20 protein-coding genes are annotated in these 24,695 nt (G+C 67.5%); 6 read left to right on the top strand and 14 right to left on the bottom strand.

Features of this window, described 5'->3' with window-relative positions; all coding sequences use genetic code 11:
• Nucleotides 1-304: 304 nt before the first annotated feature.
• Both C556_RS0109135 and C556_RS0109130 read right to left on the bottom strand, forming a co-directional pair.
• Nucleotides 305-1,408 carry an anhydro-N-acetylmuramic acid kinase gene (locus C556_RS0109135; RefSeq protein ID WP_018747941.1) on the bottom strand — a complete coding sequence of 368 codons (1,104 nt, stop codon included), beginning with the start codon at nt 1,406-1,408 and terminating at the stop codon, nt 305-307.
• A 153-nt stretch (nt 1,409-1,561) separates the two neighbouring features.
• Nucleotides 1,562-2,869: a M23 family metallopeptidase gene (locus C556_RS0109130; RefSeq protein WP_018747940.1), complete on the bottom strand. Its 1,308-nt coding sequence runs from the start codon at nt 2,867-2,869 to the stop codon at nt 1,562-1,564.
• A 116-nt stretch (nt 2,870-2,985) separates the two neighbouring features.
• Here C556_RS0109130 and tyrS point away from each other — a divergent pair, with 116 nt between their 5' ends.
• Entirely contained in the window at nt 2,986-4,224 is a 1,239-nt protein-coding gene (tyrS, locus tag C556_RS0109125; protein ID WP_018747939.1) for a tyrosine--tRNA ligase, read from the top strand.
• 168 nt (nt 4,225-4,392) lie between these two features.
• Here the strand turns inward: tyrS and C556_RS19910 are convergent, their stop codons facing one another.
• A complete protein-coding gene (locus C556_RS19910) occupies nt 4,393-4,593 on the bottom strand; it encodes a Lar family restriction alleviation protein (RefSeq protein WP_018747938.1) in 201 nt (66 codons plus the stop codon).
• A gap of 45 nt (nt 4,594-4,638) precedes the next feature.
• Nucleotides 4,639-5,523 carry a mechanosensitive ion channel family protein gene (locus C556_RS0109115; protein WP_018747937.1) on the bottom strand — a complete coding sequence of 295 codons (885 nt, stop codon included), beginning with the start codon at nt 5,521-5,523 and terminating at the stop codon, nt 4,639-4,641.
• A gap of 247 nt (nt 5,524-5,770) precedes the next feature.
• Between C556_RS0109115 and C556_RS0109110 the strand changes: the two genes are divergently transcribed.
• Together C556_RS0109110 and C556_RS0109105 are read left to right on the top strand one after the other, a co-directional pair.
• Nucleotides 5,771-6,376 carry an arylesterase gene (locus tag C556_RS0109110; RefSeq protein WP_018747936.1) on the top strand — a complete coding sequence of 202 codons (606 nt, stop codon included), beginning with the start codon at nt 5,771-5,773 and terminating at the stop codon, nt 6,374-6,376.
• Between the two features lie 217 nt (nt 6,377-6,593).
• Nucleotides 6,594-7,709: a mechanosensitive ion channel family protein gene (locus C556_RS0109105; protein WP_026262946.1), complete on the top strand. Its 1,116-nt coding sequence runs from the start codon at nt 6,594-6,596 to the stop codon at nt 7,707-7,709.
• A gap of 132 nt (nt 7,710-7,841) precedes the next feature.
• Here C556_RS0109105 and C556_RS0109100 read toward each other — a convergent pair whose 3' ends face one another.
• From C556_RS0109100 to mfd, 5 genes are all read right to left on the bottom strand, one after another.
• Nucleotides 7,842-8,150: a GIY-YIG nuclease family protein gene (locus C556_RS0109100; protein WP_018747934.1), complete on the bottom strand. Its 309-nt coding sequence runs from the start codon at nt 8,148-8,150 to the stop codon at nt 7,842-7,844.
• A gap of 74 nt (nt 8,151-8,224) precedes the next feature.
• A complete protein-coding gene (locus C556_RS0109095; RefSeq protein WP_018747933.1) occupies nt 8,225-8,926 on the bottom strand; it encodes a UPF0149 family protein in 702 nt (233 codons plus the stop codon).
• Between the two features lie 13 nt (nt 8,927-8,939).
• Entirely contained in the window at nt 8,940-9,257 is a 318-nt protein-coding gene (locus C556_RS0109090) for a CcdB family protein (protein ID WP_018747932.1), read from the bottom strand.
• Entirely contained in the window at nt 9,257-9,502 is a 246-nt protein-coding gene (locus C556_RS0109085; RefSeq protein ID WP_018747931.1) for a type II toxin-antitoxin system CcdA family antitoxin, read from the bottom strand. The genes C556_RS0109090 and C556_RS0109085 overlap by 1 nt, the downstream gene beginning before the upstream one ends.
• A 76-nt stretch (nt 9,503-9,578) precedes the next feature.
• The gene (mfd, locus tag C556_RS0109080) at nt 9,579-12,998 is read right to left on the bottom strand and encodes a transcription-repair coupling factor (RefSeq protein WP_018747930.1); all 3,420 of its coding nucleotides are present in this window, start codon (nt 12,996-12,998) and stop codon (nt 9,579-9,581) included.
• A gap of 145 nt (nt 12,999-13,143) precedes the next feature.
• Between mfd and C556_RS19905 the strand changes: the two genes are divergently transcribed.
• The 3 genes from C556_RS19905 to C556_RS0109065 all read left to right on the top strand — a co-directional run bounded on the left by C556_RS19905 (nt 13,144) and on the right by C556_RS0109065 (nt 17,369).
• Nucleotides 13,144-15,681, top strand: a complete 2,538-nt coding sequence (locus C556_RS19905) for a bifunctional diguanylate cyclase/phosphodiesterase (RefSeq protein ID WP_051083225.1) — start codon at nt 13,144-13,146, stop codon at nt 15,679-15,681.
• 134 nt (nt 15,682-15,815) lie between these two features.
• Nucleotides 15,816-16,559 (top strand): 23S rRNA (guanosine(2251)-2'-O)-methyltransferase RlmB, encoded by a 744-nt coding sequence (rlmB, locus tag C556_RS0109070; protein WP_018747929.1) that lies wholly within the window; start codon nt 15,816-15,818, stop codon nt 16,557-16,559.
• 267 nt (nt 16,560-16,826) lie between these two features.
• Nucleotides 16,827-17,369 carry a YfaZ family outer membrane protein gene (locus C556_RS0109065; protein ID WP_169338610.1) on the top strand — a complete coding sequence of 181 codons (543 nt, stop codon included), beginning with the start codon at nt 16,827-16,829 and terminating at the stop codon, nt 17,367-17,369.
• 97 nt (nt 17,370-17,466) lie between these two features.
• On the opposite strand, the gene C556_RS0109060 is transcribed toward C556_RS0109065, so the two are convergent.
• The 5 genes from C556_RS0109060 to C556_RS0109040 form a co-directional block, all read right to left on the bottom strand.
• Complete coding sequence (locus tag C556_RS0109060; RefSeq protein WP_018747927.1) at nt 17,467-20,181, bottom strand: cation-transporting P-type ATPase; 2,715 nt, start codon at nt 20,179-20,181, stop codon at nt 17,467-17,469.
• A 332-nt stretch (nt 20,182-20,513) separates the two neighbouring features.
• Entirely contained in the window at nt 20,514-20,942 is a 429-nt protein-coding gene (locus C556_RS0109055) for a universal stress protein (RefSeq protein ID WP_018747926.1), read from the bottom strand.
• Between the two features lie 22 nt (nt 20,943-20,964).
• Entirely contained in the window at nt 20,965-21,420 is a 456-nt protein-coding gene (locus C556_RS0109050; RefSeq protein ID WP_018747925.1) for a universal stress protein, read from the bottom strand.
• 475 nt (nt 21,421-21,895) lie between these two features.
• A complete protein-coding gene (locus C556_RS0109045) occupies nt 21,896-23,647 on the bottom strand; it encodes a potassium channel family protein (RefSeq protein ID WP_018747924.1) in 1,752 nt (583 codons plus the stop codon).
• A gap of 581 nt (nt 23,648-24,228) precedes the next feature.
• Nucleotides 24,229-24,612 (bottom strand): DUF6394 family protein, encoded by a 384-nt coding sequence (locus C556_RS0109040; RefSeq protein ID WP_018747923.1) that lies wholly within the window; start codon nt 24,610-24,612, stop codon nt 24,229-24,231.
• Nucleotides 24,613-24,695 lie beyond the last annotated feature (83 nt).

The raw sequence follows: 24,695 nt of genomic DNA, 5'->3' as shown, positions 1-24,695 counted from the left end.
CGGCATGCCCTGGACATGGTGGGTGGGCGAATTAAGTGATTGTATTATTTGAAATTTGAGCGTGCCGGATGCGGGCGGCAACGGTTGGGGCGACCGCGAGGCGGGCAAGGTGAAAGCCGGAAGCCATACCCTGCATGACATTGGTAATAAGTGGTGGGCCATGCCACGGCCTAGGAAAGCTCCTACTGCCCCATCCGAAAACCCTGCTGCCGTTTGAGTGATCGACTTTGGTTGTCTGTTGCCGCGTGCGACAGCCAAAAAAAGCCGCCGGCATCGCTGCGCGGCGGCGGTTGAGCGGGCCGGCTCAGGCCGGCCAGATGGCGCCGAGCACGCGCGGGCCCTTGGCGCCGGTCACCTGCGGCAGGTTGCCCGGCTGGCGCGCCAGGCAGCGCTGCGCCAGCCAGGCGAAGGCATAAGCTTCCACCCAGTCGGGATCGATGCCCAGTTCCGCCGTGCTGGCCAGGCCCACGCCGGGCAGCGCGTGGCCGAGCGCGTGCATCAGGTGCGCGTTGTGGGCGCCGCCGCCGCAGACATAGACCTCGTCCACCCCCGGTGCCTGGAGCAGGATGGCGTCGGCGATGCTTTGCGCGGTCAGCGCCGCCAGCGTGGCCTGCACGTCCTGCGGCGCGTCGCTGCGCCCGGTCAGGCGCCGGGTCAGCCAGCCGTCGTGGAACAGGTCGCGCCCGGTGCTCTTGGGCGCGGGCAGGGCGAAGTACGCCTCGGCCAGCAGCAGGTCCAGCAGGTCGGGCAATACCTTGCCGCCGGCGGCCCATTGCCCGTTGGCGTCGTAGCGCTGGCCGGGCTGGTGGCGGGCGATCCAGGCGTCGAGCAGCACGTTGCCCGGTCCGGTGTCGAAGCCGGTGACCTCGCCGCCTGGCGGCAGATCGGTCAGGTTGGCGATGCCGCCGATGTTGACCACCACGCGATGGCGGCGCGCGTCGGCGAACATCGCCTGGTGGAAGGCCGGCACCAGCGGCGCGCCCTGGCCGCCCGCGGCCACGTCGCGAGAGCGGAAGTCGCCGACCACGGTGATGCCGGTCAATTCGGCCAGCCGCGCCTGATCGCCCAACTGCACCGTGTAGCCGCGCTCCGGGCGATGGCGCACCGTCTGGCCATGGTTGCCGATGGCGGCCACTTGTTCCGCGGGCACGGCGGCGCGCAGCAGCAGCGCCAGCACGGCTTCGGCGTAGCACTCGGCGAGCTGCACCCCGGCGCGCCAGGCGCGATCGATCTCGTCGGGCCCGCTGGCCTGGAGCGACAACAGCGTCTCGCGCAGCGCGGCGGGCAGCGGCTGCCCTTGCGCGGCGACCAGGATCGGCGTGGCGCCGGAGACATCCACCAGCACGGCGTCGACGCCGTCCAGGCTGGTTCCGGTCATCAGGCCGATGAAGTAGGGTTGCTCGATCATGGCGGCGGCACGCGGGTAGGGAAGGGCAGGCCAGTGTAGCGGCTGTAAGAAAGCGGCGGGAAGCCTTTCGCCGCCAGAAGCGCCGACCCCGTCGATGGGCGACGGGGTCGGTGGGGTGAAACGCGGCCGGGCAGGCTCGGCAAAGTGGCGGCGTCAGTCGGCGCGCGCCATCTCCACCCGCTCCAGCAAGGCGAGCTGGGCCTGCATCTGGTTCGAGTACGGCCGGAAGCGGGCGAACTCGCGTACATCCAGCGTGCGCGACTTGGGCAGGTTGAGCTTGGACGGATCGACCTGCTGGCCGGCAATCTTGAACTCGTAGTGCAGGTGCGGGCCGGTGGCGCGGCCGGTGCTGCCGACGAAGCCGATGATGTCGCCCTGGCTGACGCGCTGGCCGGCCCTGAGGCCGCTGGCGAAGCCGTTCAAGTGGCCGTACAGCGTGCTGTAGGCGCCCTGGTGCTTGATCTCGATGGCATTGCCGTAGGCGCCCTTGCGGCCGACGAAGGTGACGGTGCCGTCCGACGCGGCGCGCACCCGCGTGCCGGTGGGGGCGGCGTAGTCGATGCCCTTGTGGGCGCGCCATTCCTTGAGGATGGGGTGGAAACGCATCGAGAAGCCCGACGACACCCGCGAGAACTCCACCGGCGTCTGCAGGAAGCTCTTCTTCAGGCTTTCGCCCCTGAGCGAGTAGTAGGCGCCGTCGCCGGGGCGCGATTCGTACCACACCGCGGTCAGCTTGCGCCCGGCATTGACGAATTCGGCGGCCAGGATGCGGCCGGTCTTCTGGATCTGGCCGTCGATGGTGTAGGTCTCGTACACCACCCCGAAGCGGTCGCCCTTTTGCAGGCGGCGGTGGAAGTCGATCTCGCCCTCGAAGATGGCGATCAGTTGCCGGGTCACTTCGTCCGGCAGTTCGGCGCGGTCGGTGGCGGCGAACAGCGAACTGTTGATCACGCCGGCCTTGAACGAGGTGCCGCGCGCCATCTCGGCCGGCGCCTGGTTCACCCGGAAGCTGGCGCCCAGCGGGCGCACCGTGATCTCGTTGCCGCCGGCGGTGACGTAGCTCAGTTGCAGCAGGCGGCCGTCGACCGTGGTCTGCGCGCGGATCACCCGGCCGGGATGCAGTTCGTACAGCGGCTTGGCGGCCGGATCGGTCCGGATGAAATCCTTGGCGGCATCGTCGTCGATGCCCAGGCGGGCCACCAGCGCGCCCAGGGTATCGCCCGAACGGATGATCTCCTCGCGCCAGAACGGCGTGTCGGCGATGCGCGAGACCAGTTCCGGCGCTTGCAGCGAGGTGGTGACGGGGGTGACGTGGATGGCTTCCCGGGGGCCGAATTCGGCGACGCCATAGGCGCCGAAAGTGATCAGCAATGGCAGCGCCACGGCCGCCGCCAGCCAGCCAGCGCGGGCGCTGCCTTGGGAGGGGGCGGGCTTTTCGGATAGAATTTGCTTTTCGTACATCGTGTTATTCAGGCTTCCTGGTGCGCGGCAAGCGTAACAAAAAGTCGTAGTGCCTGCCAAATCGACTTCATCATAAAACCCTTAATTTCCATAGGCTTACCAGCCGCTGATCTCCCATGGCCGAACAAGAACAAACCCCGCTGCACCCGGATACCCTCGCCGCGCTCGAAATCATCAAGCGTGGCGTGGAGGAACTGATCCCGGAAGAAGAACTGATCCGTAAGCTTGAGAAGAGCCGCACCACCGGGGTGCCGCTGAAGATCAAGGCCGGCTTCGATCCGACCGCGCCGGATCTGCACCTGGGCCACACCGTCCTGATCAACAAGATGCGGCAACTGCAGGACCTCGGTCATACGGCTCAGTTCCTCATCGGCGATTTCACCGGTCGAATCGGGGATCCGACCGGCAAGAACGCCACCCGTCCACCGCTGACCGAGGACGACGTCAAGCGCAACGCCGAGACCTACGAGCGCCAGGTGTTCAAGATCCTGGACCGCGAGCGCACCCAGGTGCTGTTCAACAGCAAGTGGCTCACCGAACTGGGCGCCGCTGGCATGCTCAAGCTGGCCGCCAGCATCACCGTGGCGCGCATGCTGGAGCGCGACGACTTCGCCAAGCGCTTCGCCGGCAACCAGCCGATCGCCGTGCACGAATTCATGTATCCGCTGCTGCAAGGCTACGACTCGGTGGCGATGGGCTGCGACATGGAACTGGGCGGCACCGACCAGAAATTCAACCTGCTGATGGGCCGCATGTTGCAGCAGCAGCACGGTCAGGCGCCGCAGGTGGTGCTGATGATGCCGCTGCTCGAAGGGCTGGACGGCGTCAACAAGATGTCCAAGTCGCTGGGCAACTACATCGGCATCGACGAGCCGGCGACCGAGATCTTCGGCAAGGTGATGAGCGTGTCCGACACGCTGATGTGGCGCTACTACGAACTGCTGTCGTTCCGCCCGATGAGCGAGATCGGGCAGTTCCAGCGCGACATCGAGGGCGGCCGCAACCCGCGCGACGTCAAGGTGCTGCTGGCGCAGGAACTGGTGGCGCGCTTCCACGGCCAGGCGGCGGCCGAGGCGGCGCTGGCCGACTTCGAGGCGCGCTTCCAGAAGGGCGCGATGCCGGACGAGATGCCCGAGTTCACCTTGTCCGCCGACGGCGACGGCATGCCGGTCACCGCCGTGCTCAAGGAGGCGCAGCTGGCGCCGTCCACCAGCCAGGCGATGCGCGACATCCAGGCCGGCGCGGTGCGCCTGAACGGCGAGAAGGTGGCCGACAAGGGCCTGCTGATCGCCAAGGGCGACACGGTGGTGCTCCAGGTGGGCAAGCGCAAGTTCGCCCGCGTGACCGTCGCCTGATCTTCGCCGCGCCCGACAAAAAACCGCCCCGAGGGGCGGTTTTTTCATGTCTGCGTTGCGCCTCGCGTACGGGGATTACCCCGCGGCACTCGGTACGCCTTGCCCTGCATCCCGGCCTTCGCCCTTCGCACCCGCGCCCTTCGCACCCACGTTTGAAGGTCGATTCACTTAGTGCCGCGTGTTCCAGTTGCGGATCGCCTCCTTGCGGCTGGCGGCCTGCTGGCCGATGGCGTTGCAGTTGCCGTTGCGGCCGAACTTGGCGCACTGCACCCAATAGCGGTTGGAGCCGGACTTGGTCACTTCGCCGGGCGAGCCGCACTTGCTGCACGGCTTGGGAAGCAGGGGAGCGTGGTCGGGCGGAAGGGTCATGTTGCGGTTCCGGGAAGAGGGTGGGCGCGCATTGTAGACCGTCGCTCAGGGCGCGGGCGACGGTTCGGCGGCCGGTGCGGCGGTGGCCTCGACGGCGGGGCCACAGGGCACCGCGCCGAGGAAGGCGCGCAGGATGCGTTGCTCGATGCGGGCGCGCTGGCCCAGCGGCACCGGCAGTTGCAGATGCAGGCCGACCGATTCGCGGTCGTCCAACGACAGGCGCAGGCGCGGCTCCAGCGCGGCGCTTTCCAGCGCCTGGCCGCGTTGCAGCTCGCGCGCATGCTTGGCCAGGTCGTCGGCGTATTCCTCGACGATCTCGCGCGCCTCGGCCAGCATCGCCGCTTCGCCGGCCTGCCAGTCCTCACCGCGATTGATGCTGACGTGCACCGTGTGCAGCACGTAGCTGCCGAGCATGGTCTCGTTGAACACCGGCTGCGACAGGATCAGGCTGTTCGGGAAGGTGATGCCGCGTCCGACCGTGCCCTTGCGCGCCACCGCCTGGCTCGATTCCAGCAGCGTGGTCGACAACAGGTTGATGTCGATCACCTGGCCCTTGAGCCCGGCGATCTCCACCCGGTCGCCGACCGAATAGGCATGCGTGCTGGTGCGGTAGATCGCGCCCATCATGCACAGGATCATTTCCTTGGTGGCCAGCACGATGGCGGCGGCGATGGCCACCAGCGACACCGCCAGCGTCTCGATCTCGTTGGCCCAGATCAGCGCCATGCCGACCATGAACAGCACCAGCACCACGTTGCGCAGGTTGACCAGCCAGCGGCGCTTCACGTCGGGGCCGAAGTCGTCCCGCTTGAGGATGCCGTGGCGGATCAGCGAGCGCAGCACCAGCAGGATGACGATGAATACCAGCGACGCGGCGAGGTCGCGCAGGAAGACCTTGTCGATGAAATTGGGAAGCCAGGCGGGCAGCATGAGCACTCGAAGACGATGGAATGGGGCAATTCTAGGGTGAATCGGCCGGCGCACCCACCTTTGAAGGTCGATTCGCCCCGGCAGGCGGCTTCGTGGCGGCAGCCGGACGAAAGTTCCGTCGCCATGCCCGCATGCGATAGGCTTGCCGGATCGACCCTCGCCAACCGTTGCGGCCGCATCGCTTCCCCGGATCGGACCCGCTCCGCGCCGCGAGCCCGCCGCCCCATCTGTCGAACCGGAGTCCTCCATGCGCCGTCTGCCCGCCTGGCTGCCTTGCCTGTTGATCCTGCTGTGCGTCGCCTGCTCGCGGCCCACCTTGCCGCGCCTGGCGCCCGACGCCACCGTGCTGGCGTTCGGCGACAGCCTCACCTACGGCACCGGCGCCACCGCCGAACAGGCGTACCCGGCGATCCTGGCCGGCATGATCGGCCGCAACGTGGTCAACGAAGGCGTGCCCGGCGAAACCACCGCACAAGGGCGAGAGCGACTGGCGCAGGCGCTGGACGATACCCGTCCGGCGCTGGTGATCCTGTGCCTGGGGGGCAACGATTTCCTGCAACGGCTGTCGCCTGCCGAAACCCGCGCCAACCTGGCGGCGATGCTGAGCGAGCTGCGCCGGCGCCAGCTGCCGGTGCTGCTGGTCGGCGTGCCGCAACTGGGGTTGCGGCTGAATACCGCACCGCTCTACGGCGAACTGGCCAAGGAGTTCGACGTGCCGCTGGAGGACGAGGCGCTGAGCGACATCCTGGCCCAGCGCTCGCTGAAGAGCGACACCGTCCACCCCAACGCCGCCGGCTACCGCGCGCTGGCCGAAGCGCTGCGCGACAGCCTGTCGCGGCACGGCGCGATCTGAGCGGCACGACACGGGCGCGGCGGCAGGATTGCGGTTTTGCCGTCGCGGCGGCTGGTTTAACATGCCGCCTCCCGGATGCGGGCCGCTGCACGGCGGCTGGCCGCGTCATTGCAAATTGCCTCCGCCACGTCGTCCGTCGCGCCCTCGCCATGGCGCCCGCTGATCGTCCCCGATGCGTTTCCCGGGCGCGTGGCGCCAATCAGTCCAAGGAGAGGCCATGTCCGTTAGCCAATTGACCGCCTGGTTCCAATCGCTCTACCGCACCGACGCCTGGATCTACCAGGTGTTCCTGGTGGTGTTGTTCACCGTGTTCGCCAACGCGCTGGTGCGTTACCTGCTCAAGCGCCTGGCGGCGCAACTGGCGCGCACCGCCACCTATTGGGACGACGCCTTGATCGACGCGGCGCGGCGGCCGCTGGCGTGGCTGGTGTGGGTGGTCGGGCTGTCGGTGGCGGCGGAGCTGGTGGCGCCCGACGCGCGCTCGGAGCTGTTCGACTTCGTCGATCCGGCGCGGCGGCTGGCGATCATCGGGCTGGTGGTGTGGTTCCTGGTGCGCTTCATCAACAACGTGGCCCACGCGCTGGTGCAGCCGCGCGAAGGCCACACGCCCGTGGACGTGACCACCGCCACCGCGATCAGCCGGCTGCTGCGCATCTCGGTGATCATCACCGCCACGCTGGTGGCGGCGCAGTCGCTGGGTTTCTCGATCTCCGGCGTGCTGGCCTTCGGCGGCGTCGGCGGCATCGCGGTGGGCTTCGCCGCCAAGGATCTGCTGGCCAACTTCTTCGGCGGGCTGATGATCTACCTGGACCGTCCGTTCGTGGTGGGCGAGTGGATCCGCTCGCCGGATCGCAACATCGAGGGCACGGTGGAACACATCGGCTGGCGCCTGACCACCATCCGCACCTTCGACCGGCGCCCGCTGTACGTGCCGAACTCGGCGTTCGCCACCATCTCGGTGGAGAACCCGTCGCGCATGAGCAACCGCCGCATCTTCGAAACCCTGGGGCTGCGCATCGAGGACGCCGACAGGCTGCCGGCCATCGTCGCCGAGGTGCGCGCGATGTTGCAGGCGCATCCCGAGCTCGACGCCACGCAGACGCTGATCGTGAACTTCAACGGCGTCGGCCCGTCGTCGCTGGATTTCTTCGTCTACACCTTCACCCGCACCACCGTCTGGGTGGAATACCACGCGGTGAAGGAGCGGGTGCTGTTCCAGGTGCTGGAGATCATCGCCCGCCACGGCGCCCAACTGGCCCGCCCGACCACGCGGTTGCTGCGGGACGATGAGGTGGGAAGTGGGGGGCGTGCTGAGGGGAACCCCAAGTCTTGAACCACAGAGGACGGTGAGAGCACGGAGATTCACAGAGGAAGACCTGAACGGCCGGGCGCCGAGCGGATACATCCGGACCTTCCCGCCAGCTTTTCTCAGTGACCCCTCCGTGTCCTTCGTGTCCTCTGTGGTTCAAGGTGTAGGGTTTAGCTGCGCCTCGCTCACCGCTAGCATCGCCAGCAGTGCCGCCGGCGCCGGGTTGGCCTGGCAGAAGCCACGCTTGGCGAGGGGCTTGAGGCGCTTGAGCGCGGCTTCGGCCTTCTGGGCGCTGGAGCGGTCGGGGTGGGCGGCGACGGCCAGCAGGCGCAGGGGCGGATGGGCGCGGGTGTAGCGCGCGCCGCGGCCGCTGGCGTGCTCGGCCCAGCGGCGTGCCACGTCGGTGGCGACGCCGGTGTACAGGCTGCCGTCGCGGCATTCGATCACGTAGAGAAACCAGCTCATGCATGGCCCAGGGCGAATCGATCTTCAAACGCGGGGGCGAAGGACGGTTCGCCCCAGGCGTCGCGCCCGCCGGCTCAGGCGCCGTGGCACTTCTTGTATTTCTTGCCGGAGCCGCAGGGGCAGGGGTCGTTGCGGCCGACCTTGTCGCCGTCGCGCACCACCGTCTCCACCTTGCCGTAGCGCGCCTCCAGCCAGTAGAACATCACGTCCTCTACCAGCCACGGCAGTTCCGACACCCGCTCCTCGCGCTGCGGCACGCTCAGCACATCGCTTTCGTCCTCGGGATGATGACCTTCCTCCAGCGTCAGGATGGCGGCGATGGTGTCGTAGAAGGCGTCGTCCTCGTCCAGCGCGGCCTGCCACGCCGCTTCGTGGGCGAGCATGCCCAGGCGGAAGCCGCCGGCCCAGTAGGCGCCCAGCGATTCCTGCCATTTCTCGTCGGCGCCCTCGTCGGAGAGGATCAGCGGGAAGTACAGCGGATCGTCGCCGACGTTGCTGCGCTGCTTCACCGAGAATGCATCGGCGACGGTGGCGGCGTGGCGGCGCAGCAGGTCCATCACCTCGTCGGCCTCCTGCTGGTCGGCGAACTCGGGCGGGGTGCCGGAGAACACCTGCGGCAGCCATTCCTCTTCGGGCACCGGCTCCGGGCCGATGGTCAGCGCGACCAGGAAGCCGTCGAGGGTTTCGACGTCCATGGTTTCGTCAGGGGTGCGCGGCGACATCAGGAAGTCGTCCAGGCGTTCCAGTTCTTCGTCGGTCAGGGGGGCGAGGGGCATGTGGGTCCTTGAATCAGATTCCGGTGAATAACAGGTCGAGCGCGGCGATGATCCGGCCGTGCTCGTGGGAAAGGTCGGTGACGACGGGGCCGAGCGCCGCGTTGGGAATGCCGGCCATTTGCGGAAAGACGGCGATCACCGGCCGGCCTTCCACCTCGAATTGCGGCATCAGTCCCTCGATCCGGCGGCCGGGTGCGTCCGGGAGTGGCCGCAGCGGCACCACCACGCGGGTTTCCAGCCCCGCGAGCAGGTCGCTCTGGACATCGAGCAGGTAGGGCACGCTGTCGCGGGTCGCGGCGTTGCGGTTGCGATGGACCAGATAGCGTCGCATCAGAAGCCGCGCACTCCATCGCTGAACACCCCGTGCTCCGTCACGTCCTGGTTGTATTGCGCGATGGCCTCGCGGTTTTCCTCCAGCCAGCGCGCGCGGCGCTTTTGCTGGATCGCCTGGATCAACGCGGCTTCCAGCGTGGCGGAAAGGTTGATGTCCAGCGCGCGGGCCTGGTTGAGCAACTCGGCGTTGACCGACAGGTTGGCGGATTTCTTGTGCGTAGGGCGTTGCGTGATGCTGGGCATGGCGTAGTGCTCCCGACGGAACAGACAGATTATGCACGTACTATGCGCATGATTCATGCGCATCGCGCCAAGGGCCTCACTGCTTCAACTCCCCCAGCAGCTCCTTCACCCGCACCGCGCGCAGCATGGCTTCGGGCCAGTTGCCCTCGATGCGCAGGCGGTCGGGCGGCACCATCTTGTAGTGCTTCTTGCTCTGCACCAGCTGGATGATGCGGAACGGCTCGACCACGGTGTTGCGGGCGAAGGTGACGACCACGGCGGTGTCGGCGGCGTCGATCTTCTGGATGCCCATCGGCTTGGCCAGCATGCGCAGGCGGTGGCATTCGAGCAGCACGCGGGCGGCGTCCGGCAGCAGGCCGAAGCGGTCGATCAGCTCCTGCATCAGCGCGTCGAGGTCGTCCGCGGTTTCGCAGTTGGCCAGGCGCTTGTACAGGCTGAGGCGCTCGTGCACATCCGGGCAATAGTCATTGGGCAGCAGGGCGGGGGCGTGCAGGTTGATCTCGGTGGTGACGCCCAGCGGCTGGCTCAGGTCGGGCTCGACGCCCTTCCTCAACGCCTTGACCGCTTCGTTCAGCATCTGGCTGTACAGCGAAAAGCCGATCTCCTGCATCTCGCCCGATTGCGATTCGCCCAGCACCTCGCCGGCGCCGCGGATCTCCAGGTCGTGCATCGCCAGGTAGAAGCCGCTGCCCAGTTCCTCCATCGCCTGGATCGCCTCCAGCCGCTTGCGGGCGTCGGCGGTCAGGCCCTCCACGTCGGGCACCAGCAGGTAGGCATACGCCTGGTGGTGGCTGCGGCCGACCCGGCCGCGCATCTGGTGCAACTGGGCCAGGCCGAACTTGTCGGCCCGGTTCATCACGATGGTGTTGGCGTTGGGGATGTCGATGCCGGTCTCGATGATGGTGGTGCACAGCAGCAGGTTGAAGCGCTGGGCATGAAAATCGCGCATCACGTGTTCCAGCTCGCGCTCGCGCATCTGGCCGTGCGCCACGCCGATGCGCGCCTCGGGCAACAGCGCGGTCAGCTTCTCGCGCATGTTCTCGATGGTGTCGACTTCGTTGTGCAGGAAGAACACCTGGCCGCCGCGCTTCAGTTCGCGCAGCACCGCTTCGCGGATCACACCGTCGGAATACTTGGCGACGAAGGTCTTCACCGACAGCCGCTTGGACGGCGCGGTGGCGATCACCGAGAAGTCGCGGATGCCTTCCAGGCTCATCGCCAGGGTGCGCGGGATCGGGGTGGCGGTCAGCGTCAGCACGTCGACGTTGGCGCGCAGCGCCTTGAGCTGTTCCTTCTGCCGCACGCCGAAGCGGTGTTCCTCGTCGATGATCACCAGCCCCAGGTTCTTGAACTGCACGTCGGGCTGCACCAGCTTGTGGGTGCCGATCACGATGTCGATGCTGCCTTCGGCCAGGCCCTTGATCGCCACGCCCACTTCCTTGGTGGAGCGGAAGCGGCTCAGCTCGGCCAGCTTGACCGGCCAGTCGGAAAAGCGGTCGGAGAAGGTCTGGAAATGCTGTTCGGCCAGCAGCGTGGTCGGCACCAGCACGGCCACCTGCTTGCCGCCGGCCACGGCGGCGAAGGCGGCGCGCAGTGCGACCTCGGTCTTGCCGAAGCCCACGTCGCCGCACACCAGCCGATCCATCGGGCGGCCGATGCGCATGTCCACCAGCACCGCCTCGATGGCGGCGGCCTGGTCGGCGGTCTCGTCGAAGCCGAAGCCGGCGGCGAAGGCTTCGTAGTCGTGGTGGCTCCAGTCGAAGGCGTGGCCTTCGCGCGCGGCGCGGCGGGCGTACAGGTTGAGCAGCTCGGCCGCGGTGTCGCGCACCTGTTCGGCGGCGCGGCGCTTGGCCTTCTCCCAGGCGCCGGAGCCCAGCTTGTGCATCGGCGCGGCGTCGGCGGCGCCGCCGGAATAGCGGCTGATCACGTGCAACTGGCTGACCGGCACGTAGAGTTTGTCGCCGCCGGCGTATTCCAGCAGCAGCAGCTCGGTCTCGCCTTCGCCCAGGTCCATCGACACCAGGCCCTGGTAGCGGCCGATGCCGTGCGCCTCGTGCACCACGGCGTCGCCCACCTTGAGTTCGGACAGGTCGCGCAGCATGGCGTCGGTGTTGCTGCGCTTCTGCTGCTTCTTGCCGCGCGACTGCGCCACCGCCACGTACAGGTTGGCCTCGGTGACGACGGCCACCGCCGGGTCGTCCAGCAGGAAGCCGGTATGCAGCGGCGCGGCGGCCAGCATCACCCGCTCCGGCGCGTCCAGGAATGCCTGCCAGCTGTCGGCCAGCGCCGGCTTCAGCCCGTACTCGGCGAAGAACTGCGCCATGGTCTCGCGGCGGCCCAGGCTCTCGGCGGTGATGAGGATACGCCCCGGATGGCTGTCGACGAAGGCGGTCAGGCGGGCGATCGGGTTGTCGGCGCGGCGATCCACGTCCAGCGGTGGCAACGCGCGCGCCAGGCCGCCCGGCTCGGCGGTCAGGGCCAGTCGGGGATAGGCCTTGACCTGGGCGAAGAACTCGTCGGGTGGCAGGTACAGCGCCTTGGGCGCCAGGATGGGCCGGTCCTTCTCGCCGGACAGGTTGCGGTAGCGATCCTGGGTGTCGGCCCAGAAGCGGTCGGCCGCGCCGTGCACGTCGCCGTGCAGCGCCAGCAGCGCGCCCGCCGGCAGGTAGTCGAACACGGTGGCGGTGGCGTCGAAGAACAGCGGCAGGTAGTACTCGATGCCGGCCGGGGTGACGCCGCTGCTGATGTCCTTGTACAGCCGGCTCTTGCTCGGGTCGCCCTCGAATACTTCGCGGAAGCGCTGGCGGAATTTGGTGCGGCCGTGCTCGTCCAGCGGGAACTCGCGCGCCGGCAGCAGGCGGATCTCGGGCACCGGGTACAGGCTGCGCTGGGTATCGACGTCGAAGGTGCGGATGGTCTCGATCTCGTCGTCGAACAGGTCGAGCCGGTACGGCAGCGGCGAGCCCATCGGATAGAGGTCGATCAGCCCGCCGCGGATCGAGTATTCGCCGGGGCTGTACACCTGGGTGACATGGCTGTAGCCGGCGAAGGCGAGGTCGGCGCGCACCTTGTCGACGTCGAACTTCCGGCCCTTCTGCAACATGAAGGTATAGCCGGCCAGGTATTCCACCGGGGCCAGCCGGCCCAGCGCGGTCTGCATCGGCACGATCACCACGTCGGCCTGATCCTGGCGGATCTGCCACAGCGTGGCCAGGCGCTCGGAGATCAGGTCCTGGTGCGGGCTGAAATGATCGTAGGGCAGCGTTTCCCAATCCGGCAGCAGCACGATGCGCGCCTGCGGCAGCCAGAAGGCCAGCTCGTCCTTGAGGCGCCCGGCGGTGGCGGCGCTGTCCGCCAGCACCACCAGCGGGTGCGACTGGGCGGCGTAGCGGGCAAGCAACAGACTGTCGGCGGAACCATGGGGAGTGGGGAGCGGGAGGCGCTCGCCGGGGCGGGGCAGGCTGGACACGGTGGGACGCGGCGGCAAAAGCGCCATTATACCGATCCGTGCCGGACGGCCATGCCGACTTGCTTTTTGGTGGGGCATGCCGAATGATTCTGCACACCTTCCGTTGTCAGTCACCCCCTGACGACGTATGAAAAGAAGCCGTCTGCACGGCACACCTCTTCCGACGACATCGATGATGAAGCGCACCCTGCCCGGCTTCTGGCCGACCGCCTTTGCCTGTTGTGCGGCGCAGGCGTTCGCCTGGACGTTGCGTCTGCCCGGCCAGTACGCGGCCATGCCGGCGCTGGGCACCGGCGTGATGCTGATACTGCTGCTGCGCTATGGCCGCGGCGCCTGGTTCGGCGCGGCGCTGGGCGCCTGTCTGTGGCCGCTGCTGTCCAATGTGGGCTGGTCGATGCTGCTGCCGCTGGCCGCGCTGCACCTGGCGCAGGCGGTGGTGGTGGCGCGCTTCCTGCCGCAGTTCGGCCAGGGCGGCGAATTGCGGGTTCACGATGGCCTGCGCTTCCTGGCGGTCGGGCCGCTGGTGGGCGCCGGCGTGACCTCCAGCCTGGGCGTGCTGGTGCTCTACCTGTTCCAGGCCGCGGGCGACGCGCCGCTGTGGGCGCAATGGCTGCTGTGGTGGTGGTCCGACGCCCAGGCCATGCTGGTGGCGCTGGCGGTGTACTTCGGCCTGGCCTACCGCCGCCGAGACGCCCGCGCCGGGGTGGAGCTGGGGTTGCTGGTGGTCGCCGCGCTCGGCGTGTCGATGCTGGTCTACTTTCCGCCGTGGCCCGGGCTGGGCGATCTGCAATTCCTGCTGTTCCCGCTGATGGTGTGGGCCGCGCTGCGGTTGCGCCTGTTCGGCGTGGGGCTGGCCGGGTTGATCACCACGCTGGCCGCCGCCGTGATGCTGCACCTGGCGCAGACGCCCGCCGTCGCCGCGGTGCCGATGGTGACGCTGCTGGTGGCGGTGTCGATCACCGGACTTTTGCTGTCGTTGTCCAATCGCGAGAGCGCCGCCGCCGCGCGCGAATCGCGTCTGGCGGGGCAGGTGTTCCAGAACGCGTCCGAAGGCATCCTGATCACCGACGCCGACGCCCGGGTGGTGGCGGTGAACCCGGCGTTCACCCGCATCACCGGCTACCCGCGCTCCGAGGCCATCGGCCGCGTGTCGCGCATGTTCGGCAGCCGCGGCCGGCAGCGCGTGGCCAACCGCGAGATGCTGGAAAAGCTGGCGCAGGAAAGCTACTGGCAGGGCGAGATGCTGGACCGCCGCAAGAACGGCGAGGCGTATCCGGCTTGGCTGTCGATCAGCGCGGTGCGCGACGAGAACGGCGAGATCTCCAACTACGTCGGCGTGTTCTCCGACTACACCAACCGCAAGGAAGCCGAGCAGCGACTGCACTTCCTGGCCAACCACGACGCGCTGACCAAACTGTACAACCGCACCGCGATGCACGAATCCCTGGGGCAGGCGGTGGCGCGCGCCAGCGACGAAAAACGCCAGCTGGCGGTGCTGTTCATCGACCTGGATCGCTTCAAGGCGATCAACGACACCCTGGGCCACGACGTCGGCGACGAACTGCTCAAGGTGATCGCGCAGCGCCTGAAATCCAGCCTCAAGGACAGCGACCTGATCGCGCGGCTGGGCGGCGACGAATTCACCGTATTGCTGGACAACGTGCACCAGGTGGACGACGTGGCGCACATCGGCGAACGGCTGCTGACCGAGCTGTGCCGTCCCATCGTGATCCAGGGGCAGGAGCTGTTCGTCACCTGTTCCATCGGCATCAGCCTGTATCCCGGCGACGGCCTGCAACCGGCGCAACTGCTGAAGAACGCCGACGTGGCGATGTACCGCGCCAAGGAGCTGGGCAAGAACAACTACCAGTTCTTCTCGCCGGACATGAACGCGCGCGCCTTCGAACACCTGGTGCTGGAGAACAGCCTGCGCTACGCGCTGGAACGGCGCGAGCTGATCCTGCACTTCCAGCCGCAGATCGACATCGTGTCGGGCGAACTGGAAGGCGTGGAGGCGCTGATCCGCTGGGAGCACCCCGAGCTGGGGCTGATCCCGCCCAGCAGCTTCATCCCGCTGGCCGAGGAGAACGGCTTGATCGTGCCGATCGGCGACTGGGTGCTCCAAGAAGCCTGTCGCATGCTCAAGCTGTGGCAGGTGGCGGGCTACGCCATCCCGCGGCTGGCGATCAACCTGTCGGCGCGCCAGTTCCTGCGCGAGCAGTTGCCGCAGCAGGTGGCGGCCACGCTGGCCAGCTACGACATCCCGCCGCAGCGGCTGGAGCTGGAGATCACCGAAAGCATGATCATGCAGAACCCGCAGCGCGCGGTGAGCGTGCTGGGCGAATTGCGCGCGATGGGGGTGAAGCTGGCGATCGACGACTTCGGCACCGGCTATTCGTCGCTGTCCAACCTCAAGCACTTCCCGCTCGATACCCTGAAGATCGACCGTTCGTTCATCGTCGGCGTGCCCGAGGACGAAGACAGCGCCGCCATCGCCGAGGCCATCGTCGCCATGGCCAAGAAGCTGCGGCTCAAGGTGGTGGCCGAGGGCGTGGAGACCATCCAGCAGATGCTGTTCATGCGCCGCAGCGGCTGCCACGCGGTGCAGGGCTACCTCTACGCCATGCCGCTGGACGCCGATGCCCTGCTGCGCTACCTTGCGCGCGAAGGCTATGCGGCGGCCGGCCCGGTGGACGCCAGCCCGGCCTAGGGCGTGTCATCGATGGTTTCGCGGCAGCGCTGGGCCGAAAAACCGCCACGCTGGGTTTTGCAGCCGCTCACTGACACGCAGTCCGCGCCCCGGCACCTTGCCGGATTGCTTCCCCTCTCGAATTCCCGGTTCCCATGCAGAAAAAGACCCTTCACGGCTTCCATGCCGTCGCCGCGCGCCTCAAGCGCTTTCCCGACAGCGTGCTCGAGATCTACCTCGACGCCGCGCGCCACGATGCCCGTGCCCGCGACCTGACCCAACTGGCGCAGGCCCACGGCGTGAAGGTGCTGCACGTGGACGACAAGCGCCTGTCCGGCCTGACCGGCGACGCGCGCCACCAGGGCGTCGCCGCGCTGATCGACGCCGGCAAGTCCTACGTGACGCTGGAGGACGTGCTGGACGACCTGACCGAGCCCGCGTTCCTGCTGGTGCTCGACGGCATCACCGATCCGCACAACCTGGGCGCCTGCCTGCGCGTGGCCGACGCCATGGGCGTGCACGCGGTGATCGCGCCCAAGGACAAGTCGGTGGGCCTGACCGCCACCGTGTCCAAAGTGGCGTGCGGCGCGGCCGAGACCGTGCCCTACGTGATGGTCACCAACCTGGCGCGCACCCTGCGCGAACTGAAGGACCGCGAGATCTGGATCGCCGGCACCGCCGCCGACGCCGACGTGGACCTGCATCATTTCAGCGGCGGCACCGGCGCCATCGCCTGGGTGCTGGGCAGCGAAGGCGAGGGCATGCGCCGCCTGACGCGCGAGCACTGCGACGTGCTGGTGTCGATCCCGATGTTCGGCGCGGTGGAAAGCCTGAACGCCTCGGTGGCGGCCGGCATCGTGCTGTCCGAAACCCGCCGCCAGCGCACCCTGGCAGGCTGAGTTTCACGCACGATTGCTTTCCTTTTCCTGATGACGGCGCGATGTGATTCGCGCCGTTTTTCATGGCACGTGTTTAGCGAATCGCCGCGAATTGCTAAACAAGTCGAGGGGTGCACGCAATTCCCCACATTGCGGCGTTTTACGCCGGTCGGGGGCGCATCCATGCCGGCGGATTGCCGAATTGGCGCGTGAATTGTATTGGTGGCAATGCATCGGGCTTTGGTGATTAGATGCCGGGCACTTTTCCCCGGACCGATCGATTGCCCCATGATGAAAAAAACATATTCCGCCGTAATGGCCGCCGTATTGTCGTTGTCGGCCTTGGCCGCTTCCGCGATGGATCTGTCGGCGTCCGCCGGCAGCGATTTCGTTGCCGCCAATGGCGCCCTCAATGCGGGCGGCATCGGCCTGACCGCCGACTGGCTGTACAACGACGACCTGGGCTATACCGCCGGCCTTGGGCTGGGCCTGGGCGTGCCGCTGGGGTCGGCACTGGTGACGCTGGGCGGCAAGGCGATGTACGTCGATCTGGACGACCGCGACAACGGCGGCGCGCTGGCGGTCGGCGGCACCGTGCAATGGCCGTTGGGCGAGCATTTCAAATTGCTGGGTGGCGCCTGGTATGCGCCCGAATCGCTGGCGAGCGGCATCGGCGCCTATACCGAGGCCAGCGCAGGGGTGCGCTTCAATCTGACCAGGCTGGTCGGCGCCGAATTGGGTTACAAGTACGTGAAGGTGGAAAGCGACGACGACCGGCCCGCCACCGAATTGGCCAACGGGGTTTATGGCGGCGTCACGTTTTCGTTCTGAAACAGCATAAAGAAAAAGAATGCCGGGATATTCCGGCATTCTTTTTTTGAGCAATGCAATTGGGCTGGATCGGGCAGGGCGCCCGACGCCACCCGGTTCAGCGCGCGGCGCGCCAGGCGCGCAGCCGGCGTACCAGCCATTTCTCCAGCTCGATCACCAGGAAGATGGCGACGCCGATCTTCAGACTGATCAACCAGTAGAACAGCGGCAGCGGCGCGGTGCCGAAGATCTCGTTCATGAACGGCAGGTGGACGATGGACAGTTGCAGCACCAGCAGCACGCTGCTGGCCAGCCACAGGCCCTTGCTGCGGAACATCGCCCAATCCAGCGAGAAGCTGTCCTGGATGCGGCAGTTGAACATGTATGCCCACTGCGCCGTGACCAGCGTTTGCAGCAGCACCGTGCGCACGAAGGCCGGGTTGTCGATGTGCGACAGCAGTTGGGCTTCCAGCGCGAAGGCGCTGCCGGCCAGCAGCAGCCCCACCAGGCCCACGCGCCAGATGGCGTAGCCGTCGAGGATCGAGCGCGACGGATCGCGCGGGCGCCGCTGCATCAGCCCGGGCTCGGCCGGCTCGAACGCCAGGCCGAACGACAGGGTGATCGAGGTCGCCATGTTCATCCACAGCACTTGCAGCGGCGTCAGCGGGATCATGGCGCCCGCCAGGATGGCGATCACGATCAACAGGCCCTGCGCCAGGTTGGTGGGCAGGATGAACAGGATGGTCTTCTTCAGGTTGTCGTAGACGCGGCGGCCTTCCTTCACCGCGCGGGCGATCGAGGCGAAATTGTCGTCGGCCAGCACCATGTCGGCGGCCTCGCGGGTGACCTCGGTGCCCTTGATGCCCATGGCGATGCCGACGTCGGCCTGCTTCAGCGCCGGGGCGTCGTTGACGCCGTCGCCCGTCATCCCGACCACGTTGCGGCGGCGTTGCAGGGCGCGCACCAGCCGCAGTTTGTGCTCGGGACTGGTGCGCGCAAAGATGTCGCAGCGGTCGGCCACGTCCACCAGCGCCTCGTCGTCCAGCGCTTCGAGCTGCTGCCCGGTCACCACATCGTGGCCGTTGCCGATGCCCATCATCGCGCCGATGGCCATCGCGGTGCCGGGATGGTCGCCGGTGATCATCTTCACCCGGATGCCGGCGTCGCGGCACTGGGCGATGGCCTCGATGGCCTCGGGGCGCGGCGGGTCCATCATCCCGGCAAAGCCGAGGAACACCATGCCATGCTCCAGGTGGCGGTGCTCCAGCGCGGGATAGTGCGGCGGGATTTCGCGGTAGGCGGCGGCCAGCATGCGCAGCCCGTTCTCGGACTGGCGCGTCATCGCGTCGTCCCAGTAGGCCGCGTCGAACGGGCGCTGGCCGTTGTCGTGCAGCTCGGTGGCGCAGCGTGCGGCGATCACGTCGGGCGCGCCGATCATGAACAGGTAGTGGCGGCCCTCCACCTCGTGGTGGGTGGCCTGGTACTTGTAGGCGGAATCGAACGGGATCTTGCCGTGGCGCCTGGCATCGTCGTGGCGTACGCCGGCCTTGGCCGCCAGCACCTTGAGCGCGCCGGCGGTGGGGGCGCCCGCCACCTGCCAGTGGCCGTTCTCGTCGCGCAGCAGCCGGGTGTCGTTGCACAGGTCCACGGCGGTGATGAACAGGCCCAGCGGCGTGGCCGGATCGATGCCGCCGATGTCGCCGCTGCCGCCCACTTCGCGGATCTCGCCCACCGGCTCGTAGCTTTCGCCGCTCACGGTAAAGGCGCGGTCGCCCAGCACCACCGACTTCACGGTCATCTCGTTGCGGGTCAGCGTGCCGGTCTTGTCGGAGCAGACGATGGTCATCGCGCCCAGCGTTTCCACCGTGGGCAGCTTGCGGATGATGGCCTTGTTGCGCGCCATCTTCTGCACGCCCAGCGACAGGATGATGGAAATCACCGCCGGCAGGCCCTCGGGCACCGCCGCCACCGCCAGGCTGATCAGCGACAGCGACAGCTCGCCCAACTCCATGTCGAACATCAGCCAGCCCCAGGCGAACAGCACCGCCATCATCACCAGGATCAGCAGGAAGATGCCCTGGCCCAGCCGCTTCATCTGCTGCAACAGCGGCGTCTGGATCGGATCGACATTCGAGATCATGCGGTTGATGTGGCCCAGCTCGGTGTCGCCGGCGGTGGCGACCACCACGCCGCGCGCGGTGCCGGCGCTGACGGTGGTGCCGGAGAACGCCATATTGCGGCGATCGCCCAGCAGCGCGTTGCCCGGGATGGCGGCGATATGCTTGTCCACCACCGTCGATTCGCCGGTGAGGATGGCTTCCTCCACCCGCAGGCTGTGGGTTTCCAGCAGGCGCAGGTCGGCCGGGATCTTGTCGCCGGGGCGTAGCGACACCACGTCGCCGGGCACCAGGTCGGCGGTGGGCAGCGGCGTCTTCTTGCCGTCGCGCAGCGCCAGGGTCTGGCTGGACAACATGCCGCGGATGCTTTGCAGCGATTTCTCGGCGCTGTTCTCCTGCACGAAGCCGATCAGCGCGTTGATGACCGCCACGCCGAGGATGACCGCGGTATCGACCCAGTGGCCCATGGCGCCCGTCACCACGCAGGCGGCGAGCAGGATGTAGATCAGCACGTCGTTGAAGTGCAGCAGGAAGCGCAGCCAGCCGGGGCGGCGCGGGGCTTCGGGCAGTACATTGGGGCCGTGGGCGCGCAGGCGGGCCTCGGCCTCGGCGGCGGTCAGGCCGCGGGCGGTGGTATCGAGCGCATCCAGCGTGGAGGCGACTTCCAGCTGGTGCCAGGTTGGCGGAGCGCTTTGGGGAGGAACAGGTTGTGTCATGACGGGGGGCCTCATTGGGGATGGATGAAGTCCGACGGTCAGAGCGCCGGGGCGGGCCGCGCGGGTGGCGCGGCGGCCGTCACCTGGTGTTGCGTGGGCCCGTGCGGCACGGGCGGGTGGGACGGCGGGCGAGGCGAAGGCCGGGCACGGGCCCGGCGCGGATCGCACCGCGTTGTGGCGCCACCGGATCGGGGCGGCGCCACCGTGGATCACTAAGAGCGGCTGACAAAACCCCGCGCAGCGGTTCCGGCAAGGCGTGCGAAGTGCAGGCAGGACAAGGCGTACGGCAAGCAAGCACAACGCAGCCGGAAGGGTTTTGTCAGACGCTCCACCTATTGCACCAGCGTTACCGGCAGCTGGGTCAGGTGCACCACCTGGTAGGCGATCGAGCCCACCACCAGGTTGGAGACCACGCCCATGCCACGCGTGCCCATCACGATGCGGTGGCAGCCGTGTTTCTGGGCGTAGTCGGCGATGGTCTTGGCCGGCGGGCCGAATTCCACCGCGTGCTCGCACGGCACCTGCGCCCGGTGCAGCAGCGCCAGCGATGCCGCCAGCGCTTCTTCGCCCATCTCGCGGAAATAGGCGTCGAGCGTGGCCTGCGACGCGATGGCGTTCAGGCTGACCTTGCTTTGCAGTGGCGACTGCACGTTCAGCAGCCGCACGAAGATCGGCTGGCCGCTCTCTTTGAGCCCGATCACGTGTTCCAGCGCGCGCCTGGCGTTTTCGGAACCGTCTACGGGAACCAGGATGTTCAACATGGCATGCTCCTTTGCCGCGCCATCAGCGCACCAGGGTCACCGGCAACGTGGTCAGGCTCAGGGTCTTCACCGCCACCGAGCCGAGCACGAAGGCGGCGATGGCACCGTGCCCCTGGCTGCCCATGAAGATCTGGTCGGCGCCGATCTCCTCGGCCACACGGGCGATGGTGGGGGCGGGGGCGCCGGTTTCGATGCGCGTGTCGAACGGCAGGCCGGCAGCCTCGACCCGGCGCACCGCGTCGTACAGCGCACGCTCGCCTTGTTGCTGGGTCAGCTTGTCGATTTCCAGGGCGCTCAACGAGCGGTAGCCCGGCCGCAGATCCGGCTGCACGTTGAGCAGGCAGACCTGACCGATCTGTTCGTACTGGACGAAGTCCAGCATGGTTTCCACCGCGCGGGCGGATTGGGGAGAGCCATCCACCGGGATCAGTACCTTTCTCACGTCGACCTCCTCGATCTCGTCATCGGATCGCCGCATGCGCGGCGCGCCATTCCGTTGCGATCAGGATCGGGTGGGTCGAGTTGAATTGCCGTGCCTGGCGATGGATTGCCCGCCGCGGATAGGGGTATTGCCATCCGGGGCAGGGCAGGATTTCGTCAAGGCAATCTGGTGACGTGGGCCTGATTTGATCGCGATGGGAATAGGAACATTGGACTTGTTTCCGCATGCCCTGAGCATGACCTGGGTCAAAGTCCGGGAAAACGCCATTTTATATGAAAGCGACATGGCAAAGCGCCCGTCTGAAAAAATACAACAATAAAATCATGTATTTGCTATGTGGTCGGGGCTGTCAACCCGGATGAGCGGTGATAATCCCCGGATATCGCTCAATTTATTTAGGATTAATCCGAAAGTGCGATATCCGGGCCTGTCCGCAGCGCGCCGTCGCCAATGGGCCCTCGGCGAAAAGCACTAATCGGCTTGACAGCCGCCGACGGTGGACAAATCGCCATCAGGGGGTGGTCTGCCGCCGCTCGCTGCGCCATTGCGCGATCTTGCGGAACACCCAGCTGTTGGGCTGTTCGATGCCGGTGCGCACGTAATCCATCGTCGCCATGTGCGACAGCGCCGCCTGCTGCGCCAGGTAGGAGCCGGGCGTGCCGGCGAACAGGATGCGGTCGCCGAAGGCGAGCTGGCTTTCGGCCGGCGGCAGCAGGATCTCGCGCCCGCCGTGGTAGTACAGCAATGGCAGGCAACGCAGCGGCAGTGCCACGTTGTGCGGGTTGGTCTGCAAATGGCGCATCTCCAGCGGTGGCGTCGGATTGGCCAGCAAGGCGTACACGGCGGCCTCGTTGGTCGCGTTCAGTTCCACCACCCAGGTCCGCGGCACCTCGCCCCGGCACAGTTGCTCCAGCTCGCGCATCAGCGCCGATGCCCAGATCTCGCTGCGGGTCTGGATCAGCTCCAGAAAGCGCGCCAGCGTCGGCGAATTCAGCGTGCGCAGGCATTCGTGCGACATCACCCGCGCGCGCACCACGGTCAGGTCCGGCTGGAACGCGGTGAACAGCAGGCTGTTGTTGGCCAGGTTCTGCCGCGCCACCACGAACAGGCCGGGGCGCAGGCTGCGCGCGGTGGCGAGGGCCGACAGGTTGTTGGCGTCGTGGTCGTGGCAGGCCACCAGCCCCACCGCGTCGGCGATGCCGGCCGCGCGCAGCGACGCGGCATCCACCCCCAGCGCCAGCGTGAATTGCGCCGGATCCAGGCTGGGCTGCGGCTCGGGGTCGATCACCGACACCGTGGCGCCCTCGCTGTCCAGCGCCTGCTTCACCGCGTGGCCGAAGCGGCCGTAGCCGACGATCACCCAGTGCCCGCGCGGCGGCTTGATCAACGGCGGCAGCGGGTGGCCGGGGAACTCGGACAGCGTGTCCCACAGCCGGCTGGTGTGCGGCGCGTGCAGCGCGCGGCGGAACTGCGCGCCCACCGCGTCGAACATGTTGATGACGCGGTTGGCGCCGAACGACGCCATGTTCTCCGCCACCGCGCTGGTCTTGGAGCGGCATACCGACAGCAGCTGCGGCCGCAGCACGTAGGCGGCGATGGCGATGGCCAGGTTGGCCTCCTCGTCGCCGGTGATCGCCAGGATGCCGCGACAGCACGGATGCAGCAGCCCGGCGTAGGTGAGCAGTTGCGGGCTGGAGGCATCGCCGGCATAGGCCGGGATATCGAAGCGGTAGTCGGCGAAGATCACGTCCAGCGCCCGCTCCTCGCGCAGATCCAGCACCACGAAGCGCAGCCCTTGTCGATCCAGCGCCTTGCACAGCAGCCGCGCGGTCTGGCCGTAGCCGCAGACCAGGATGAACGGCTCGCTCAGCCGTCGCACCCGCCCGCTGAAGCGCCCCAGTTGCAGCGCCTGGAGAAAGCTCTTGTCCTGCACGATGGCGAAGGTGCTGCCGATGGTGTACGCCCAGCCGACCACCGACATGTAGATGCACAGCACCACCCACATCCGCTGCGGATAGGTGAAGGCATGCGGCACCTCGCCGAAGCCGATGGTGGTCGCGGTGTAGCTGACGAAATAGAACGCATGGAAGAAATCCATGCGATAAGGCCTGCCGGCCTCGTCCACCCCCGGAATCAACACCAGCCCCAGCACCGACAGCGAATAGATCAGGATCAACGTGATCAACGGCGCCCGCATCCGCCGCAACACCAGGAACACGATATTGGGCCGGGCCATCTTCACCTGCGACTGGGTGGGGGTCATGGCGCGGCCTCCCTCAGCGCTCCCACGACGACCCAACTCTTGCGATCAAGGCGGCTCACTCGAACCCCATCACCCGCACGCCACTCCCAACCCCCCTTTTTCGAAGCCGCCATCGAGCGCAGCGAGGCTCCCTCGCGGCGGCGAGGGCGGGGGGAGTGGGATCGAACAGGAAGCGCCGTTGTTGGCGGACCAGGGACGATGCGCGCCCGGCTTGGCCGGGGGCTTGCTGATGTTGGCCTCGAGGTAGGCAGGAAGAGAAGCAAGGCGCGGCGGCGAGGGCGGGGGGAGGAGGGTTCAATCAAGAAGCGTCGGTTGTTGGCACTCAACCCTTGTTGAGCGCCCGGCTCCGCCAGCAGCCTGCGCACCCTCGCATTCCGCAAACCCATCCCCAGCCACGGCCTTTGAGCACCCATGCTCGCCGAAGCCACCATCGAGCGCAGCGAGGCTCCCTCGCGGCGGCGAGGGCGGGGGGAGGAGGATTCGATCAGGAAGCGTCGGTTGCTCGCGCTCAACCATCGTTGAGCGCCCGGCTCCGCCGGGGGCTTGCTCACCCACGCACGCTGCTCACACATACACAAACCTCACCGACGCGGCGAAAGCGTCTCGCCGATCAGCAGCACCACCGACACCACGTTGGCCGCCAGCGCACCGCCGGACAGCGACACGATGCTGGACATCACCGCCGGGGTGGTGCCGATCTCGGTGACGTAGAGGTTGTAGCCCCACACCACCGCGGCGGCGATCAGTTGCAGGTCGGCCACCAGGCTGGTCGCCAGGTGCAGCGCGCCCAGCTGGGTGCGGTCGCCGAACTTGAGCACGGTGGCGATCAGGTTGACCACGATGGCGGCGAACAGCTCGAACACCTCGTGCTGGTGCGGCACGTCGATCTCGCCGATGAAGAACCCGAAATTCAGGGTGAAGGCGAGCAGGATGAAAAAGCCGAAGATGATCTTTTCGAGATTCATGGTGGGCGTGCCGTGGCCGGGGGGACGCCCTTGATTGTAGTCAGCGCCCGCCGGCTGTCGCCAACCCGCTCCGGGTCGGCCGG

Origin of the sequence: Chitiniphilus shinanonensis DSM 23277 (assembly GCF_000374805.1) — a bacterium.
GTDB classification, from domain to species: domain Bacteria; phylum Pseudomonadota; class Gammaproteobacteria; order Burkholderiales; family Chitinibacteraceae; genus Chitiniphilus; species Chitiniphilus shinanonensis.
The sequence above is the reverse complement of the archived record's forward strand: the minus strand, read 5'-3'. Positions and strand labels throughout refer to the sequence as shown.

Excerpts from the sequence above, each read along its gene's own strand:
- C556_RS0109135 (WP_018747941.1), bottom strand. The coding sequence starts at position 1,408 with ATGATCGAGCAACCCTACTTCATCGGCCTGATGACCGGAACCAGCCTG.
- C556_RS0109130 (WP_018747940.1), bottom strand. The coding sequence starts at position 2,869 with ATGTACGAAAAGCAAATTCTATCCGAAAAGCCCGCCCCCTCCCAAGGC.
- tyrS (WP_018747939.1), top strand. The coding sequence starts at position 2,986 with ATGGCCGAACAAGAACAAACCCCGCTGCACCCGGATACCCTCGCCGCG.
- C556_RS19910 (WP_018747938.1), bottom strand. The coding sequence starts at position 4,593 with ATGACCCTTCCGCCCGACCACGCTCCCCTGCTTCCCAAGCCGTGCAGC.
- C556_RS0109115 (WP_018747937.1), bottom strand. The coding sequence starts at position 5,523 with ATGCTGCCCGCCTGGCTTCCCAATTTCATCGACAAGGTCTTCCTGCGC.
- C556_RS0109110 (WP_018747936.1), top strand. The coding sequence starts at position 5,771 with ATGCGCCGTCTGCCCGCCTGGCTGCCTTGCCTGTTGATCCTGCTGTGC.
- C556_RS0109105 (WP_026262946.1), top strand. The coding sequence starts at position 6,594 with ATGTCCGTTAGCCAATTGACCGCCTGGTTCCAATCGCTCTACCGCACC.
- C556_RS0109100 (WP_018747934.1), bottom strand. The coding sequence starts at position 8,150 with ATGAGCTGGTTTCTCTACGTGATCGAATGCCGCGACGGCAGCCTGTAC.
- C556_RS0109095 (WP_018747933.1), bottom strand. The coding sequence starts at position 8,926 with ATGCCCCTCGCCCCCCTGACCGACGAAGAACTGGAACGCCTGGACGAC.
- C556_RS0109090 (WP_018747932.1), bottom strand. The coding sequence starts at position 9,257 with ATGCGACGCTATCTGGTCCATCGCAACCGCAACGCCGCGACCCGCGAC.
- C556_RS0109085 (WP_018747931.1), bottom strand. The coding sequence starts at position 9,502 with ATGCCCAGCATCACGCAACGCCCTACGCACAAGAAATCCGCCAACCTG.
- mfd (WP_018747930.1), bottom strand. The coding sequence starts at position 12,998 with ATGGCGCTTTTGCCGCCGCGTCCCACCGTGTCCAGCCTGCCCCGCCCC.
- C556_RS19905 (WP_051083225.1), top strand. The coding sequence starts at position 13,144 with ATGATGAAGCGCACCCTGCCCGGCTTCTGGCCGACCGCCTTTGCCTGT.
- rlmB (WP_018747929.1), top strand. The coding sequence starts at position 15,816 with ATGCAGAAAAAGACCCTTCACGGCTTCCATGCCGTCGCCGCGCGCCTC.
- C556_RS0109065 (WP_169338610.1), top strand. The coding sequence starts at position 16,827 with ATGATGAAAAAAACATATTCCGCCGTAATGGCCGCCGTATTGTCGTTG.
- C556_RS0109060 (WP_018747927.1), bottom strand. The coding sequence starts at position 20,181 with ATGACACAACCTGTTCCTCCCCAAAGCGCTCCGCCAACCTGGCACCAG.
- C556_RS0109055 (WP_018747926.1), bottom strand. The coding sequence starts at position 20,942 with ATGTTGAACATCCTGGTTCCCGTAGACGGTTCCGAAAACGCCAGGCGC.
- C556_RS0109050 (WP_018747925.1), bottom strand. The coding sequence starts at position 21,420 with ATGCGGCGATCCGATGACGAGATCGAGGAGGTCGACGTGAGAAAGGTA.
- C556_RS0109045 (WP_018747924.1), bottom strand. The coding sequence starts at position 23,647 with ATGACCCCCACCCAGTCGCAGGTGAAGATGGCCCGGCCCAATATCGTG.
- C556_RS0109040 (WP_018747923.1), bottom strand. The coding sequence starts at position 24,612 with ATGAATCTCGAAAAGATCATCTTCGGCTTTTTCATCCTGCTCGCCTTC.